Here is a 16,266-nt window from a genome sequence, read left to right on the forward strand (position 1 = left end):
CGCCGTTCACTCCGGCAGCGCCACGAAGTGCCCCGGGCTCGCTTCCCGCAGCGCATGTGCTTCGCTGTCCGCCGTCTCGCCGGTCCAAGCGATGCGCTCGCTGACCGCATGCGGGTCCGGGACCGGGATCGCGGAGAGCAGCGCCTTCGTGTACGGATGCAGCGGATTGTCGTACAGCTCGTCGCTGTCCGCCACCTCGACCAGCCGCCCGCGGTACATGACGCCGATCCGGTCGGAGATATGCCGCACCATCGACAGGTCGTGCGCCACGAACAGATACGTGAGGCCGAATTCGGACTGCAGATCCTCCAGCATGTTCACGACCTGCGCCTGCACGGACACGTCGAGCGCGGAGATCGGCTCGTCGCAGACGACGAAGTCCGGACGGACCGACAGCGCCCGCGCGATCGAGATCCGCTGGCGCTGACCGCCGCTGAATTCGTGCGGGTATCGGTACAGGTGCTCGCGCTTCAGCCCGACGCGCTCCAGCAGCGTCGCCACCGCTTCCTTGCGTTCGTCGCCCGGATACAGCCCGTGGATGTTCATCGGCTCGCCGATCAGCTCGAGCACGTTCATGCCGGGGTTCAGCGAGGAGTACGGATCCTGGAAGATGGACTGAATCCGTCTGCGGAACGGCTTCAGCTGCTTCTCCCCGAGCTTCGTCAGATCCTGGCCGTCGAAGCGGACCTCGCCGTCGGTGTAGTCGTACAGCCGCAGGAGGCAGCGGCCGACCGTGGACTTGCCGCTCCCCGACTCCCCGACGAGCCCGAACGTCTCGCCCCGGCGGATCTGGAAGCTGACGCCGTCCACGGCCTTCAGCACTTCGGTCGTGCGTCCCCACAGGTCCTTGCTTTTGGAGAAGTGCTTCTTCAGGTTCCGCACGTCGACCAACACTTTGCGTTCTGCGCCTTCAGACATCTGCATCCTCCCCTTCCGCTTTGACATCCGCTACGGTCGGGTGATCCTTCTCCGCCAGCCAGCAGAGCGAGCGGTGCCCCGGCCCGATGTGAAACATCGGGGGCAGCTCCTTGCACTTGTCCATCGCGTGCGGACAGCGCGTGATGAACGGGCAGCCCGGCGGCGGATCGAGCAGATCGGGCGGCGTCCCCTCGATCGGCACGAGCCGCTCGCGCGTGCCGCCGCCCCGCTTCGGCACCGAGCGGAGCAAGCCGATCGTGTACGGGTGCTGAGGGCGGTAGAAGATATCCTCGACCGGCGCCTCCTCCATGATCATGCCCCCGTACATGACGATGACGCGCGTGCAGACTTGCGCGACGACGCCAAGGTCGTGGGTGATGAGGATGACGGCCGTATCGGGATTGTCTTTGAGCCGCTTGAACAGCTCGAGGATCTGCGCCTGGATCGTCACGTCGAGCGCGGTCGTCGGCTCGTCGGCGATGAGCAGCTCCGGCTGGCAGGAGAGCGCCATCGCGATCATGACGCGCTGGCGCATGCCGCCGCTGAATTCGTGCGGGTACTGGCGAATGCGGCGCTCCGGCTCCGGGATGCCTACCTCGCGCAGCAGCCGGATCGCCTCCTCGGTCGCGGCATCCCGGCTCAGCCCGCGATGCCTGCGGATGACCTCGGTCATCTGCTCCCCGATCTTCTTGACCGGGTTGAGCGAGGTCATCGGATCCTGGAACACCATCGCGATCTGATTGCCGCGGATCTTCCGCCACTTCCGCTCGGAGAGACCCGTGAGATTTTCCCCGCGGAATTCGATCTCGCCCCCGATCACTTCGCCCGGAGGCTGGATCAAGGACATGATCGCCTTGGCCGTCACGCTCTTGCCGCTGCCGGATTCTCCGACGATGCCGACGGTCTCGCCGGCATCGATGTGGAAGCTGACGCCGCGAACCGCCTGATTGTCCCCGTCGCGGGTATGGAACGATACGCGCAAGTCGCGGGCGGTCAATAACCGTTCTGTCATGTCGTCTTCACTCCTTCTGTGCCGCGGTTACTCCGCCGGACTACCTGCGCCCGAGCTTCGGCTCGAAGCCCACGCGCAGAATATCGCCCAGGATGTTAAAGCTTAATACGGTTAACAAGATCAAGAGGCCGGGGAACAAAGCCAGATGCGGCGCATACGCGACGTACCCCTGGGCATTGTTCAGCATGCTCCCCCACGTGGCGTTCGGCGGCTGCACCCCGAAGCCGAGGAAGCTCAGCGATGACTCCATCATGATCGCGGAAGCGATATTGTTAGTCGCGCCTACGATAATGACGGGCACGAGGTTCGGCAGAATATGCTTCGAGACGATCCCGAACGCGCTCTGCCCCGACGCCTTGGCGTAGAGGACGTATTCGCGCGTCTTGAGCGACATCGTCTCCGCCCGGACGATCCGGGCGATGTTCATCCACATGAGCAGGGCGATGATGACGATGATGTTGCCGACGCTCGGATGCAGGAACACGCTCAGCAAGAGCAGCACGAGGAAGGAAGGGATGGATAAGAACACTTCCAGAATCCGCATCAGGAGATTGTCGAGACGGCCGCCGAAGTAGCCGCTCACGACGCCGATGACGACGCCGATCCCGGTCGCGATGATCATCGAAGCGAAGCCGACGAGGAGCGACACCCGTCCGCCGTACAGCGCCCGCGTGAAGTAATCGCGGCCGTAGTCGTCCGTCCCGAACCAATGCTTGGCGTTCGGCGATTGGAGCTTCGCGGTCACGTCCAGCTGGTTCGGGTCGATCGGCGACAGGAAGGCGAAGATCGCGCTGAGCGTGAACACGGCCAGGATGACGATCGCGACGATGCCGAATTTGTTCGCCAGCAGCTCGCTGCGGAGATTCTGCCATCGGGTGCGGTTCATGAGGACACCTCCCCGGATTTGATTCTGGGGTCCGCGACGCCGTACAGAATATCGGCGGCCAGATTGCCCAGGATCAGCAGGACGGCGGAGAACAGCGTGATGCCCATGATGACCGGATAGTCCATCCCGCGCACGGCGGTCATCCCGAGCGAGCCGATGCCCGGCCAGGAGAAGACCGTCTCCGTGACGAGGGCGCCCGTAACGAGGTCCCCCATCGACATGCCGAGCAGCGTGATGATCGGGAGCAGCACGTGCTTCATGACGTGGCGGAACAGCACCGTCGACTTTTTGGAGCCGAAGGCGTATTGGATCTGCACGTATTCTTCCTTGAACTGGCCGATCGTGCCGGAGCGGATGTATCGCACGTAGCTCGCCAGGAATCCGATCGTCAGCACCGCGCAAGGCAGGATCCCGTGCTTCACGACGTCCAGCGCCGATTCTTTGCCGATCGTCCGCATCCCCATGCTCGGAAGCCAGTGCAGCTTGATCGCGAACAGATAGATGAACAGGATCGCCAGCCAGAACAGCGGCACCGAGATGCCGATGTACGCGATGAGATTGATCAGCTTGTCGATCCAGCGGTTCCGGTTCGCGCCCGCGATCATGCCGAGCGGGATCGCGAGGAGGACCGCCAGCGCGATCGAGATGCCCATCAAGCCGACCGTGGCGGGCAGCCGATCGACGATCTGATCCAGCACCGGCTGATGGTTGACGAGCGAATAGCCCAGGTTGCCGGAGAGGCATTCCTTGAGCCACAGCAGATATTGAACGTATGCCGGCTGATCCAGACCCAGGTTGTGCCGGATGCGTTCGATGTCTTCCGCGTGCATGTTCGGGGTGACGAAAGACAGCACCGGATCCCCGGGCGCCAGCTTGATCATCCCGAAGCACACGACCGACACGACGAACAGCATCGGTATGGCCTGCAGCAGCCGTCTGACGATGAGTTGTCTCATGCGATTTGTTCTCCCAGGTGTTAATCGTGGCAAGTCGGTGAAACTTATACTTTCTGATACGTCAAGTAAAAACGGCTTTGCCGTCTTCCCGGACGGCGACACGTTTTTATCGGAGGTCATACGGAAATGGATAGGCGTAAAACTTATACATTCTGTATGACCAAAAAAATAAGCTGAGCGTTCCAGCTTATTTTTTCGCGGCGCGTTTATTTCAGGTAGAGCTTGGACGGGTCTTCGAAGATGACGACCGGCTTCAGCACGGCTTCATCCACGCCGCCGTAGCGCTTGTCGACCGCGACGATCGTCTTCGTGTAGGCGATCGGATAGACGACGGCGTCGCTTGCGATCGCTTCTTGAAGCTTCTTGTAAGCCTCGCCGCGCTTCGCTTCGTCCGCTTCGCCCGCGCCTTGCTCGAAGAGCGCGTCGACTTCCTTGTTCGAGTAGCGCGAGTAGTTCGAGTTGCTGCCGGACGCGAACAGGATGCGATAAGCGTCCGGGTCGTAGCCCATGATGTAGCCGGCCAGCGCCAGCTCGAAGTCTTTGGACTTCAGGTCTACGAACTTCTGTCCATAAGCGGATGCGTCCATGCTCTTCAGCTCGACGGTGATGCCGACGGCCTTCAGCTTCTGCTGCACGTACAGGGAGACGGCTTCTTGCGCCTTGTTGCCGCTCGAGACGATGAAGCGCAGCTTCAGGTTCTTCACGCCCGCGGCGTCCAGCAGTTCCTTCGCTTTGGCTACGTCGTTGTCATAGGACGTGACATCGTTAGTGTGGAAAAGTCCGTCCGGCGTGACGAACGACTTCGCAGGGTCGGCGTATTCGCTCGACGTATACGTCGTCTGAATCAACTCGTCGCGGCTCAGCGCGTAGGAGATCGCTTGACGCACTTCCTTCTTGCCGAGGACGCCGGTGTCGCTGTCTTCGTTGAACAGCAGGTAAGCCAGACGGCCCTCGCTATAAGGCAGAATGTCGAAGTTGTTCGTCGCCTGGATCGTCGCGACGTCCTGCGGGTCGAGGTACTTCACGTTGATCTCGCCGTTCTGCAGCGCGAGGTTCGCGGCATTCGTGTCCTTCGCGATGCGGTACGTGATCGAATCCAGATGCGGCTTGCCGCCGAAATAGTTGTCGAAGCGCTCGAGCGTCACGTACTCGCCCGACTTGTACTCCTTGAACTTGAACGGGCCGGAGCCGACCGGAGCGTTGTTCTTCGTGCTCTTCTCGATATTCGCTTCATTCTCGAAGACGTGCTTCGGAATCGGCGTGAGCTGAACCAGCGTCGCTTCGAACGCCGGGCTGACCTGCGGCAGCTTGAAGTCGACCGTAGTGTCGTCGACCTTCACCGCTTGGACCGGCTTGCCGCCGATGATGAGGCTCTCGCGGAACATGCTGTTCTGCTTCTCGTCCAGGATCTTGTCGATCGTGAACACGACGTCGTCCGCCGTCAGCGGCTGGCCGTCATGCCAGGTGAGGCCGCTCTTCAGCTTCAGCGTGTAGGTCAGGTTGTCGGCCGAAGGCGTGAGGCTGTCCGCCAGGTAGAACGTCTTCTTGCCGTTGTTCACTTGGAACAGGGGCGCGTACAGCGCTTGGTCGATCGTCAGGCTGACGCGGTCGCCCGCATAGTTCGGATTTAGAATAACCGGGTCGGCGCCGACGGCGATGATCAGGTTGCCGCCGTCCTTCGGTTGACCGCTCGCGGCCGGCTGCGAAGCGCTGGCCGAACCGCCGCTCGCCGGCGGAGAAGCTGCGTTGTTCCCCCCGGAGCACGCGCTGATTAATACGGTTAACAACAGTAGAGCAAGTACGCCAGACAATCCTTTACGCATCGTTTCCATCCTCCATGTCTCTCTATCGCATGCTGTGTTGAAACTTTTTTATACATTATATATCGGATTACTCGGAATTACAATCCGTCATTCATTTCCTGAATTCCCAGCTCGGAACGGCCGTTCCGACAACCTTAACCAAGGCAAGACAAGCCTGCCCATACAGTATGTGCAGAATCCGCCATATTATGGCCGACGGATGCTCCGCGAGGCAAATCATTCCGCGAGCTACCTATTATACGACATTTTGACCAAGCGCGAAAGGCAACCGACCGAAGTCGGCTGCCCCTCTCTTGAACTAGGCAAAGCGGTCTCCTTCGTCCGCGGGTCCGCTCCCGATCGGCAGGAAGATCTCGACCGCCGTTCCCGAACCCTTCTCGCTGCGGATCGCGATTCGTCCCCGGTGCGCGTCCACGATCCGCCGCACGATCATGAACCCGAGCCCGTTGCCGTCCGGCCGGGTCGTGTGGAACGGCTCGCCGAGCCGTCTCAGCACCTCTTCGGTCATCCCCTCCCCGTCGTCCGCGATCCGGATGCGCTGACAGCCGTCGACCTCGTCGAGACGGATCTCGATCTCGCCCCCGTAGGGCAGGGCTTCCATCGCGTTCTTCAGCAGGTTGAGCAGCGCCTGCTTGATCTGGTTGCGGTCGCAGCGGATCGGGAGGTCCCGCACGAAGTCGCGCCGGATGACGATGCCGTTCATCGTCGCCTGAATCTCGAAGATGCCCAGCACCTCCTGCAGGATGGGCAGGCACCGCTCCTCCCGGAAGCGCACGGCTTGGGGCTTGCCCAGGATCATGAACTCGCTCACGATCAGATTCATCCGCTCGAGCTCGGACATCATCATGCCGTAATGCAGCGGCTTCGTCTCGCGTCCGGCCAACTGCAGCATGCCTTTGACGGTGGTCAGCGGGTTGCGGATCTCATGGGCGATGCTGACCGCGACCTGGCCCGCGAATACCAGCTTCTCCGTATTGCGCAGCAGCTCCTCGGTCGACTTCATCTCCGTGATGTCCCGAAGGCTCCCTACCACGCGAACGAGCGTGGAGGCGCGATCGTAGATCGGAACCACGTCGAGCAGATAGTGGCGGGGAGCGCCGCCGACGGCGATCGACAACTCCGCGCCGACGCATGCTTCCTGGCGGAGAATGACGCCGCGGAAGCGCTCGCCGATCTCCTCCATCCCGAAGATGCTGGACCCGATCCAAGCCTCCGCCTGACGATCGTCCAGATCCAGCGCATCTTGAAGATGCCCGTTCATCTCGACGACGGTGCCGGACGCATCGGTGATCAGGACGCCGTAGTACTTGGTATCCAGCAGCACCTGATTCAGAATCTGGAGCTGCGTGTTCTGTCTGCGCAGTTGAAGCTCCCGCTCCACCGAGTCGGTCATCGTACAGAGGAGCGCAAGCAGATGAGGATGTTCGACGGATACGTCCGTCATGAACGACAGCGTGCAGAGGATCCGGCCGCTCTGACCGTCGAAGACCGGGGCCGTGCAGCAAGCGATGCGATGCAGCACCCGTTGATAATGGTCCTCGCCGGACAGTCGAACGGGCTCGCCGTACCGCAGGCACAAATCGAGCGCATTGATCCCGATCTCGTCGTCGAACCGGACCCCCTCTACGATCCCGAGCATCTTCACCGTGTCGATGATCGAAGCGTTCCCTTTGAAGGTCAGGACATGCCCCTGGTCGTCGGAGATGAGAATCACGATCGGATCGCCGGGCACGGAAGCGAGGAAGCGGTCCACGAAAAAGGAGATCACCGCGATGACTTCCTCGTATTCCGCCAGTCTGCCCGCCAGCGCCGCACCCGCAAGCCGCTCGCGGAATACCGGAAGCCGGTCGGGGTCCAAGCCCCTCAGCGCGCTCTGCCGGTTCATTTGTTGAATCAGGGTCTGATCGATCATTTCGATTACCGATTTACCTTTCCCATATAGAACGATAGTGCTATATCCATTCGATCTTCGCGGCCGACTCTCCTGCCTCCCGCCGGTGTGGATTTTCCTGTGCGGCGCCTTTGCGGTTGGCGAATTGCAGCCCAGAAAGCCAGCCTATTCGGCTGGCTCCCCGTTTCGATAGAAGAGGTTGATCAGTTCGTCGAGCTCCATCGAGTATCGCAGGCAGCCCCGGTCGGACAGTCCGTGCCTGTCGGCGTGCCGGTTCAACTGCTGCCGCTTGTCATGAATCGCCTGCTTCAGCGCCGACAGCAGATCCCCTTTTCCATCGCTTAACGGTCCGGCGCGGAGGCGCCTTAACCGCTGCATCCAGACATTGCCGGCGCAGGGCTGGAGAGGCTCGGCGTCCGAGCCGGTCCCCCGCGCCGCCAACGAGGCGATGGCGGCGAAGCGGCTGTCCGGGCCGACGAATCCGTGGAGCGGGTCCAGATAGGCGAGGCATTCAGGGCATTCGGGGGGCAGCCCCCGCTTGATCGTACTCATGTGATATCCTCTCCTTTGTCTCGTGTTCGACAGCGAGGAATCGGAAGGGATATCGGGGCGGCTGGCCCGGCGGCGGCTTCGACCATTGATCGGCTGCGAGCACCTGGCTTCGATCGTAAGCGCGCTCGCGCTCGCTGGGCGGCCGGAGATGTAGGCCCGGCGCCGTCAACAGGCCCGCGTGCGAAGCGGACGGACCGCCCGGCTGACCGAGCGAGGCGCCGCCCCCTGCGGCCGCGCTCTCCGTCAGCGGATAGGCGGCCGGGAGCGCGCGTGCGCCCCTGGACTTCGGGCGCTTGGCGGACGCGGCAGGACGTCCTGCCGGGTCCGCCTGAAGGACGACGCCCGGCTTGTCCTCGCTCGGCGGCGGCGAGAGCGTTCTCGCCGCCGGGACGAGTCGGTTCGCGCCGGCGGGCGCGGCGGCCGGATTGGGCTGTTCGGCGGACGTTGCGGCAGGTGCAAGCGTAGGTGCGGCAGTTCGAGCCTGCTCGTCCGGCGCAGGCTTCCGCTTGGCGGAAGAGGCGGCGTCGGATGCGGCGGTCGGCAGGGGCGGCTTCGAAGGGCGAGATCCGGCAGGGTCGGCGGCAGGCGGGGTCGGGGCGGCGGAGCCGGATGGCGCGCCTGGCGCAGGCGTCGGCTCTGGCGCAGGCGGCGATTCGGGCGGCCCGTCAGGCGTATCTATCGGATCGGACGGGGTGCCCCCCGGCGGCGCCTCTCCTCCCCCCGAGGAGGGAGGAGAGAGCAGCCCGTCCAGCGAGACGCGGATCGTCGCGCCGGGCGCCTCGATGTCCAAGAGCGGCGCGTCGATCCGAACGCCGGTCGCCTCCAGCGTCAGCTTCGGCGATGCGTCGGGCGATAGCGGGATCTCCGCTTGAACGGCCGGCGTCGTGACCTGTACGAGCGGCGCGGCGATCTGCCCTGCGGTCACTTGAACCGAGAGCGGGCGCTCCGAGCGCGGCGCCACGTTCAATTCCGCGGCGGGGAGCGCTATGCGCAGCAGAGGCGTATCGAGCGTAAGGGACGGCGTGCGAAGCACCCCGTCGGAAGGATCGGCGGACGCGTCCGATCCGCCGGACGACAGGACCGGCGCAAGGGAAGCCAAGGCGGGCGCCAACGGGACGATCTCGCGATTCGCCGCCTCGGCGCGGTCCTGGAAGGCGAACGGCAGCACAAAACCAAGCGCGAGAACCGCTCCTGCGCGCCAGGTCCGCCGTCTTGCTGCTGCTTCGTCGAATATCGGCCTCAAGATGCGTCACGTCTCCTTCCCATACGTCGATGGTGGGCACGCTACCGAGGATGAGGTTGTCGATCCTTGTATCATTGTAAGACAAGTGTAATTGTCGGAAAGTTGCAGAAGAAATCGACATTTTTCTAAATTTTATGTAAATGCGTCTTCTGCGTCGTCGGTTCGGGCCGCGTCACGCCAAGAACGCCCCGGCCTGGTTGGGCCGGAGCGTTCCTTCCGGCCAGGCCGGCGCTAAACACGCTCACGGTCTTGCGTCGCATGATTTGACGCCACGCGAGCTGTAGGAATCCGGGTAGCGGTTCGCGTCTTCCTTCAGCCAGACATCGCCATATTCGGCGTTCGATCGAGATCGATATGATCGATGATGATCCAGGTGTCCACGTCTACCGTCTGATACGAAATCCCGCCAACCTGGCCGGTCCGGTCCCGCAGGATGTAGCCGTTGCCTTGCTTCTGCGCCTCGACTTCCCTCGACCGGAACCGATGCGAGCGATACAGCAGCACGTAGAAACGCTAGAACAGCGCGGGGCAGGTCGCCCCCGTCAGGTTGACGACGCCCGGAAAAGGGTAAGGAACGAGACGAGCCAGTCATCGCCATTCCAATCGCGGGAGGGAACCCTCATGGCAAACCATAAGAAAATCGTTGGCGTGTTCACGACGGAGCAGGAAGCGATTCGGGCTATCGAAGGACTGAAACGGCAAGGCTATACGTCCGATGACATCTCCGTCGTCGGGAAGAACAAGGACGATATCTACGGCGTAACGAACGAGACCGGGACGAAGGCGCCTGAAGGCGCGACTGCCGGCGCCGCGACCGGCGGCGTGGTAGGCGGTGCGACCGGATTGCTCGCCAGTCTGGGCCTGCTGGCCATCCCCGGGATCGGACCGATCCTCGCGGCCGGCCCGATCGCGGCGACGCTGGCGGGTCTCGCGGTCGGCGCCGGCACCGGCGGCATCGTCGGCGGGTTGATCGGCACGGGCATTCCCGCGGACGAGGCCAAGCAGTATGACGCGTACGTGAAGGACGGCCGCATTCTGGTGCTGGTCGATTCCCGTGCCGACCACGATACGGCTTTCGATGCCCGGGCGGATCGCGACCGCGACGTCTACGACACGTTCCGCGACAATCGATCGCTGAACGCGAACTACTACGATAGAGTCTGATCCGACGCCTCGCGCGCATTCGCGATGGCGCTATCGAACGCAGCTAGGCATCCGCCGCTTTAGCCGCTAACGGAATCCATCGCTCGCCATCCTGTCCGCCCAGCTCTCCGCCCGCGGCAGCGGCTTCGGACAGCTAAGCCATAGAAGCCATCGAATCCGCTGCCTCAGGACGGATTCGGTGGTTTCTTTGCGTATGCCGGGACCCGCTCTCAACGCCTCTCAAGGCACGTCTTCTTATCGCAATCGACGCTGTTGGAAGGCTCGCTTCTTGACGCCCTCCGCATCCGGAAGTGCTATAATAAGGAGACCAAGTAAAAACGGCTTCGCCGTCCTCAGAAGAGGGCGAGACGTTTTTATCGGAGACCCTTTAGAAATGGATAAGCGTGAAACTTATACATTCTAAATGGTTCAAAAAGAGGGACTCGCGTCCGCTCTGTACACGGATGGTGGACTCATGCAACCGAACTACGTCATGGACGACACGCAGTGGCATCAGCTCGTCGAAGACGCTGCCGAGCACTTCAACGATCTGACCCTCAAGCGGGGCTTCCAATATTACAAGCAAGAACGCGTCCTCCAGCTGCGCGCGGCCGCGGCGGGACGGATCGCGGCGGTCGTCATGGACGAGGAGCGCTGCCAGGTCGAGATCGACCTGACGCGTCTCGCCGACAGCCGCTGCAGCTGCCAGGCCGCCAGCGGCTGCAAGCACATCGCCGCCGCGCTGATGGCCTATGCCGAGCGCCAGGGACGCTCGGTGAACGCGCTGGCCAACGCCAAGACGGCGGCGGCCGCCCAGCGTGCGGCCCAGGCCGTCCCGGCAGGGGGCGTCGCCCGGCCGCAGGAGCTGGCGGACCGCATCCCCGGAATGTCCGCGGCGGAGTGGCGCGAGCTGTTCGCGCGGGTTACCGCGCCATTGGCGCACGAGACGCGCAACGTTCAGTACGTGAAGGACGCATTGACCGCGATCGGACGGCTGAAGCCCGCGCTCTCTCCCGTGCCGATGCGGCTGTTCGCGCTGCACGCGCAGCTCCTCGTCCTGGAAGAGGTGATGAAGCCGGCGAGAGCCTCCTGGCAGCAGCTCGGCTCCCACATGGGCTATCACACGCACTTGGCGGCGTCGGAGCTGCAGGATGCGATCAGAGCCGCGCTCGCCGAAGGATTGGATCTCGCCGACGAGCCGGAGCAGTGGGCGCGCGTGGAGGAGACGCTGGCCGCGATCCGCGGGAAGATGCTGTCGGAGTCCGGCGCGCAGGCTGAATACTTCGATATCTACGATCGGCTGTGGCGGCATGGGATACGTGCGAACCTGAAGGACCGTCAGCGGTACGAGGAGGAGCTGCGGCAGCTTCGGTCGGCGGGCGCCAAGGCGGAGGCGGCGTCCAAGCGGACGCTGCTGACCCAGGCGCTCGCGCAGAGCCGCATGCGCTTCTATCTGGGCGAAGACGAGGCGGCGTGGACGCTGCTGCAGGAGGCGGCGGGCCGCAAGCTCGATCTCCTCTCGGGCGATCTGTACCGCTTCCTGGCCGATCTGTCGGAGGCGGAGGACTGGGCGCGGCTGCTGGCATGGCTGGAGGCGATCGCCCCGCTGCTCGCGAACCATGCGAACCGGAACCACCTGAGCGAATACGCCGCCTATTGGGAGATCGTCGCGGCGCGCCTGCCCGGCGCCGAGGCGCGAATGTGGGACGCGCTCGGCCGGATGCTGCCGTACGCGGGCGATATCTATGAAGCGCAGATGCGGGCGCGCGGCGAATGGCACCGCTGGGTCGACTACCAGCTCAGCGCGGGACGGGAGCCGCTCGACTTCCGCGCGACCGAGCTGCAGCCCCTGGAGAAGGAGGCGCCCGAGGCGCTGCTGCCCTTCTACCATCAGGCCGTGGAGAGATACGTGGCGGAGAAAAACAGAGCCGGCTACAAGGCCGCGGCCAGACTGCTGAAGCGTCTCGCCAAGCTCTACAAGAAAATGAAGCTGGAGTCGCGGTGGGAACTGTTCCTGGACGCCTTCGCGGCCCGCCATAGTCGGCTGCGCGCCCTGCAAGAAGAGCTGCGGAAAGGAAAGCTGATTCCATGAGCACGCACCTGAATACGATCCAAATCCGACTCAGCATGAGCGGCCATGGCGACGCCGTCATCTGGGGCACCCTGGAAGGCTACAGCTACGTGCCCGGCACCTATGTGAAGCAGCGTCTGTTCGCTTGGCATGCGCCGTCCTTCTATGGGACCGAGCTCGAAGTCAAGAACGTCCAGGACGGCATCGACGTCGTGATCCTGCCCGCCGAGCAGGTGATCCCGTTCTTCGCGGAGCTTCATCTGCTCCGGCATATCGACTGGGTATGGGCGGACGGAGCCTCTCGCGCGCTGATCAAGCTGGCGCCGATGCTCGCGGAGAGCCTCGAGGCGCGCAAGTTCGCACCCAGCCTCTCCGCCTTCCGGCAGCACAAGCTCCAATGGACCTGGGACGCCCCCGCGGTGGATGAAGCGCTCGCGGCGATCGATCGCGCGGAGGCGCGCGAGCCGGATGACGAGTCGTCCGAGGAAGAGCGGCTCGCCTTCCTGAACGGCCTGCAGGCCGCCTTCTCGGCCTCCGTATCCGAGCGGCACTTCGGCACCGAGGCGGAAGCGGCCGACCTGCGGAGGGAATACCCGCTGCTGTTCGCCCGGGACCCGGCCGCCTTCACCGGCATGGATGCGGAGTCTTGGCTGGTCGCGGTCGGCTGGAAGGCCGACGCCGCGCCGTTCCGCCCCGTGCTGCAGCTGCTGGAGCCGGACGAGGACGTGCCGGAATGGCGTTTGCGGCTCATGCTGCAGGACAAACGGGACCCGACCGCGCTCGCTCCGGCGAGCTTGAGCGCCGGCGGAGAAGCGACCGGCTCATGGCCGGGCGCCTGGACGGCGCATGTGCGCCAGCGCGCCGAGAGCTGGCTCGATCGCCTGCGCGCCAGCTTGCCCGAAGGCAGGCTGGGCAACGGCGCCGACGTGCTCGCCCGGCCGCTGGACGACCAGGCGGCCTGGCAGTTCCTGACCGTCGACAGCCGCCGTCTGCTCGAAGGCGGCTGGCAGGTGCTGCTGCCCGCCTGGTGGGAGGCGGCGAGCCGCAAGAAGCCGCGCCTGCGCGCCAAGATCCGCGAGGGCGAGGGCGATCCCGCGGCCAAGAAGGGCGGCGGCGGCTCGCTGTTCGGTCTGGACTCGATCATCGACTTCGATTGGCGGATCGCCATCGGCGATACCGAGATGACCGAAGCTGAATTCGCGGAGCTGATCGCGCGGGGAGAGCGTCTCGTCAAGTTCCGCGGCCAGTGGGTCCCGCTCGATCCGGCGCTGCTCGCGCAGATCCGGCGCGCGATGGACGGCATGGACAAGTCCCAAGGCCTCTCCTTCCAGGACGTGCTGCAGCTCCATCTGCTCGCGAATCGGAGCGCCTGGGCCGCGAGCAACGGCGAGACCGCGGAGCCCGAGCCGGATCCGGAAGCCGGGGGGCATGCGGCGCGCGTCGAGCTCGAAGTCGAGCTGAACGCGCATCTCGCCCGGATCATCGACCAGCTCGTCCAGCAAGCCGAATGGCCGAAGCTTCCCGCGCCCGCGGGGCTGCGAGCCGAGCTGCGCGCCTACCAGCGCGACGGCTACTCCTGGCTGGCCTTCCTGCGGACCTTCGGGCTCGGCGCCTGCCTGGCGGACGATATGGGGCTCGGCAAGACCGTGCAGCTGATCTCCTATCTGCTGCACATCCGGGAGAGCGGCGCGGATACCGCCGGCATCCCTTCGCTCGTCATCTGCCCGACCTCCGTGCTCGGCAACTGGCAGAAGGAACTGTCCCGCTTCGCGCCGTCGCTGCGGGTCATGCTCCACTACGGCGCGAGACGCGCCGGCGGCGAGGCGTTCGCGGACGCGATCCGGGAGGCGGACGTCGTCCTCACCTCGTTCGCGACCGCGGCGCTGGACCAAGAGACGCTCCAGGCGTACACGTGGGCGACCCTCTGCCTGGACGAAGCGCAGAACATCAAGAACGCGCAGACCAAGCAATCCGCGGCCGTCCGCAGCATCCCCGCCCGGCATCGGGTCGCGCTCACCGGCACGCCGATCGAGAACCGGCTGGCGGAGCTGTGGTCCATCTACGACTTCATGAACCCGGGCTACCTGGGCAGCGCACGGGCGTTTCAGGAGCGCTTCGCCGCGGCCGTCGAGCGCGAGCGCGACGAACGTCGCACGGCCGACCTGCAGCAGCTGGTCAAGCCGTTCATGCTGCGCCGCAAGAAGAAGGATCCGGCCATCCAGCTCGATCTGCCGGAGAAGAACGAGATGAAGACGTATATTCACCTGACCGCCGAGCAAGCCTCGCTCTACGATCAGACGGTCGGCGAGCTGCTGGAGCGCGTGCGCAAGCTGGAGGGCATCGAGCGCAAAGGCGCCATCCTGGCCGCGCTCACGCACCTCAAGCAGCTCTGCGACCATCCGATGCTCACGACGAAGGAGCCGCTGCCCGCCTCCGACGACGGCGAAGGGCTCGACACCGATATGCTGATCGGCCGATCCGCCAAACTCGAGCGCCTGATGGCGATGGTGCGGGAGCTGCGGGACGAGGGCGAGCGCTGCTTGATTTTCACCCAATACATCGGCATGGGGGAAATGCTCCGGGCGGTGCTCCAGCAAGAGCTCGGCGAGCCCGTCCTCTACCTGAACGGCAGCACGTCCAAAACCGCGCGCGACCGGATGATCGAGCGGTTCCAGTCGCAGACGCTGCCGCCCGAGGAGCAGCCGAACGTCTTCATCCTCTCGCTGAAGGCCGGCGGCGTCGGACTCAACCTCACGGCGGCCAATCACGTCTTTCACTTCGACCGGTGGTGGAACCCGGCCGTCGAGAACCAAGCCACGGACCGCGCCTTCCGGATGGGCCAGACCCGCGACGTTCAGGTCCACAAGTTCATCTCGCTCGGCACGCTGGAGGAGAAGATCGACGAGATGCTCGAGAACAAGCAAGCGCTGAGCGACAACGTCATCTCCGCCTCCGAAGGCTGGATCACGGAGCTGTCGACGGACGCGCTGAGAGATTTGTTCGTCCTGCGGAGGGATTGGTAACGAACGGCTTGCGCCAAGTAAAAACGGCTTCGCGTCCTTATTAGGGGCGAACGCTTCTTATGAAAACACCCGTGCTGCGGGAGATTTTCATTATAGCCTGTGCCCGGTTACGGGCGTGAATGTTTTTATCGTTACTGTGACTATCGGAGGCTTGTAGGAAGCTGTAACGATACATTTTATCGTTACAGCGACTGTCGCCGGTTTGCGGGATGCTGCAACGATACATTTTATCGTTACAGCGGCTGTCGCAGGTTTGCGGGATGCTGCAACGATACATTTTATCGTTACAGCGACTGTCGCCGGTTTGCGGGATGCTGCAACGATACATTTTATCGTTACAGCGACTGTCGCCGGTTTGCGGGATGCTGTAACGATACATTTTATCGTTACAGTGGCTGTCGACGGTTTGCGGGATGCTGTAACGATACATTTTATCGTTACAGCGACTGTCGACGGTTTGCGGGATGCTGCAACGATACATTTTATCGTTACAGCGACTGTCGCCGGTTTGCGGGCTGCTGTAACGATACATTTTATCGTTACAGCGACCGTTTGCAGTTTGTGGGATGCTGTAACGATACTTTTTAGCGTTACAGTGACTATCGGCGGCTTGCGGGATGCTGTAACGTTACTTTTTAACGGTTACAGTGACTGTCAGCGGTTTGCGGGCTGCTGTAACGATACTTTTTTATGAAAACGCCCGTGCTTAGGTGGATATTCATTATAGCCTGTGCCCGGTTACGGGCGT

General features: G+C 63.4%; 13 protein-coding genes. 3 read left to right on the plus strand and 10 right to left on the minus strand.

All coding sequences use genetic code 11. The features are described 5' to 3' along the window. Positions 1–6: 6 nt before the first annotated feature. The 9 genes from H7C19_RS15560 to H7C19_RS15600 form a co-directional block, all read right to left on the minus strand. Positions 7–918: an ABC transporter ATP-binding protein gene (locus H7C19_RS15560; protein WP_185143580.1), complete on the minus strand. Its 912-nt coding sequence runs from the start codon at positions 916–918 to the stop codon at positions 7–9. Continuing rightward, positions 911–1,930 carry an ABC transporter ATP-binding protein gene (locus tag H7C19_RS15565; RefSeq protein WP_185143581.1) on the minus strand — a complete coding sequence of 340 codons (1,020 nt, stop codon included), beginning with the start codon at positions 1,928–1,930 and terminating at the stop codon, positions 911–913. Before H7C19_RS15565 ends, H7C19_RS15560 begins: the two co-directional genes overlap by 8 nt. 40 nt (positions 1,931–1,970) lie before the next feature. Beyond that, positions 1,971–2,816, minus strand: coding sequence for an ABC transporter permease (locus H7C19_RS15570; protein WP_185143582.1), 846 nt, complete (start codon positions 2,814–2,816; stop codon positions 1,971–1,973). After that, positions 2,813–3,772, minus strand: coding sequence for an ABC transporter permease (locus H7C19_RS15575; RefSeq protein ID WP_185143583.1), 960 nt, complete (start codon positions 3,770–3,772; stop codon positions 2,813–2,815). Before H7C19_RS15575 ends, H7C19_RS15570 begins: the two co-directional genes overlap by 4 nt. A gap of 206 nt (positions 3,773–3,978) precedes the next feature. Next, positions 3,979–5,595, minus strand: a complete 1,617-nt coding sequence (locus H7C19_RS15580) for an ABC transporter substrate-binding protein (protein ID WP_185143584.1) — start codon at positions 5,593–5,595, stop codon at positions 3,979–3,981. 298 nt (positions 5,596–5,893) lie between these two features. Next, positions 5,894–7,507, minus strand: coding sequence for an ATP-binding protein (locus tag H7C19_RS15585; RefSeq protein ID WP_185143585.1), 1,614 nt, complete (start codon positions 7,505–7,507; stop codon positions 5,894–5,896). 144 nt (positions 7,508–7,651) lie between these two features. Further along, positions 7,652–8,038 carry an aspartyl-phosphate phosphatase Spo0E family protein gene (locus H7C19_RS15590; RefSeq protein ID WP_185143586.1) on the minus strand — a complete coding sequence of 129 codons (387 nt, stop codon included), beginning with the start codon at positions 8,036–8,038 and terminating at the stop codon, positions 7,652–7,654. Continuing rightward, positions 7,998–9,281 carry a hypothetical protein gene (locus H7C19_RS15595; RefSeq protein ID WP_185143587.1) on the minus strand — a complete coding sequence of 428 codons (1,284 nt, stop codon included), beginning with the start codon at positions 9,279–9,281 and terminating at the stop codon, positions 7,998–8,000. The genes H7C19_RS15590 and H7C19_RS15595 overlap by 41 nt, the downstream gene beginning before the upstream one ends. 312 nt (positions 9,282–9,593) lie before the next feature. Then, the gene (locus H7C19_RS15600; protein ID WP_185143588.1) at positions 9,594–9,785 is read right to left on the minus strand and encodes a hypothetical protein; all 192 of its coding nucleotides are present in this window, start codon (positions 9,783–9,785) and stop codon (positions 9,594–9,596) included. 117 nt (positions 9,786–9,902) lie between these two features. On the opposite strand from H7C19_RS15600, the gene H7C19_RS15605 reads away from it, so the two are divergent. The 3 genes from H7C19_RS15605 to H7C19_RS15615 all read left to right on the plus strand — a co-directional run bounded on the left by H7C19_RS15605 (position 9,903) and on the right by H7C19_RS15615 (position 15,518). Next, positions 9,903–10,445, plus strand: coding sequence for a general stress protein (locus H7C19_RS15605; protein WP_185143589.1), 543 nt, complete (start codon positions 9,903–9,905; stop codon positions 10,443–10,445). Positions 10,446–10,899: 454 nt separating this feature from the next. Beyond that, on the plus strand, positions 10,900–12,516 hold the full coding sequence (locus H7C19_RS35255) for an SWIM zinc finger family protein (RefSeq protein WP_185143590.1): 1,617 nt from the start codon (positions 10,900–10,902) through the stop codon (positions 12,514–12,516). Beyond that, on the plus strand, positions 12,513–15,518 hold the full coding sequence (locus H7C19_RS15615) for a DEAD/DEAH box helicase (protein WP_185143591.1): 3,006 nt from the start codon (positions 12,513–12,515) through the stop codon (positions 15,516–15,518). The genes H7C19_RS35255 and H7C19_RS15615 overlap by 4 nt, the downstream gene beginning before the upstream one ends. Before the next feature lie 40 nt (positions 15,519–15,558). Here H7C19_RS15615 and H7C19_RS34325 read toward each other — a convergent pair whose 3' ends face one another. Further along, positions 15,559–16,050, minus strand: a complete 492-nt coding sequence (locus H7C19_RS34325; RefSeq protein ID WP_221469272.1) for a hypothetical protein — start codon at positions 16,048–16,050, stop codon at positions 15,559–15,561. Positions 16,051–16,266 lie beyond the last annotated feature (216 nt).

It is taken from the genome of Cohnella nanjingensis (assembly GCF_014212125.1).
GTDB lineage: Bacteria > Bacillota > Bacilli > Paenibacillales > Paenibacillaceae > Cohnella > Cohnella nanjingensis.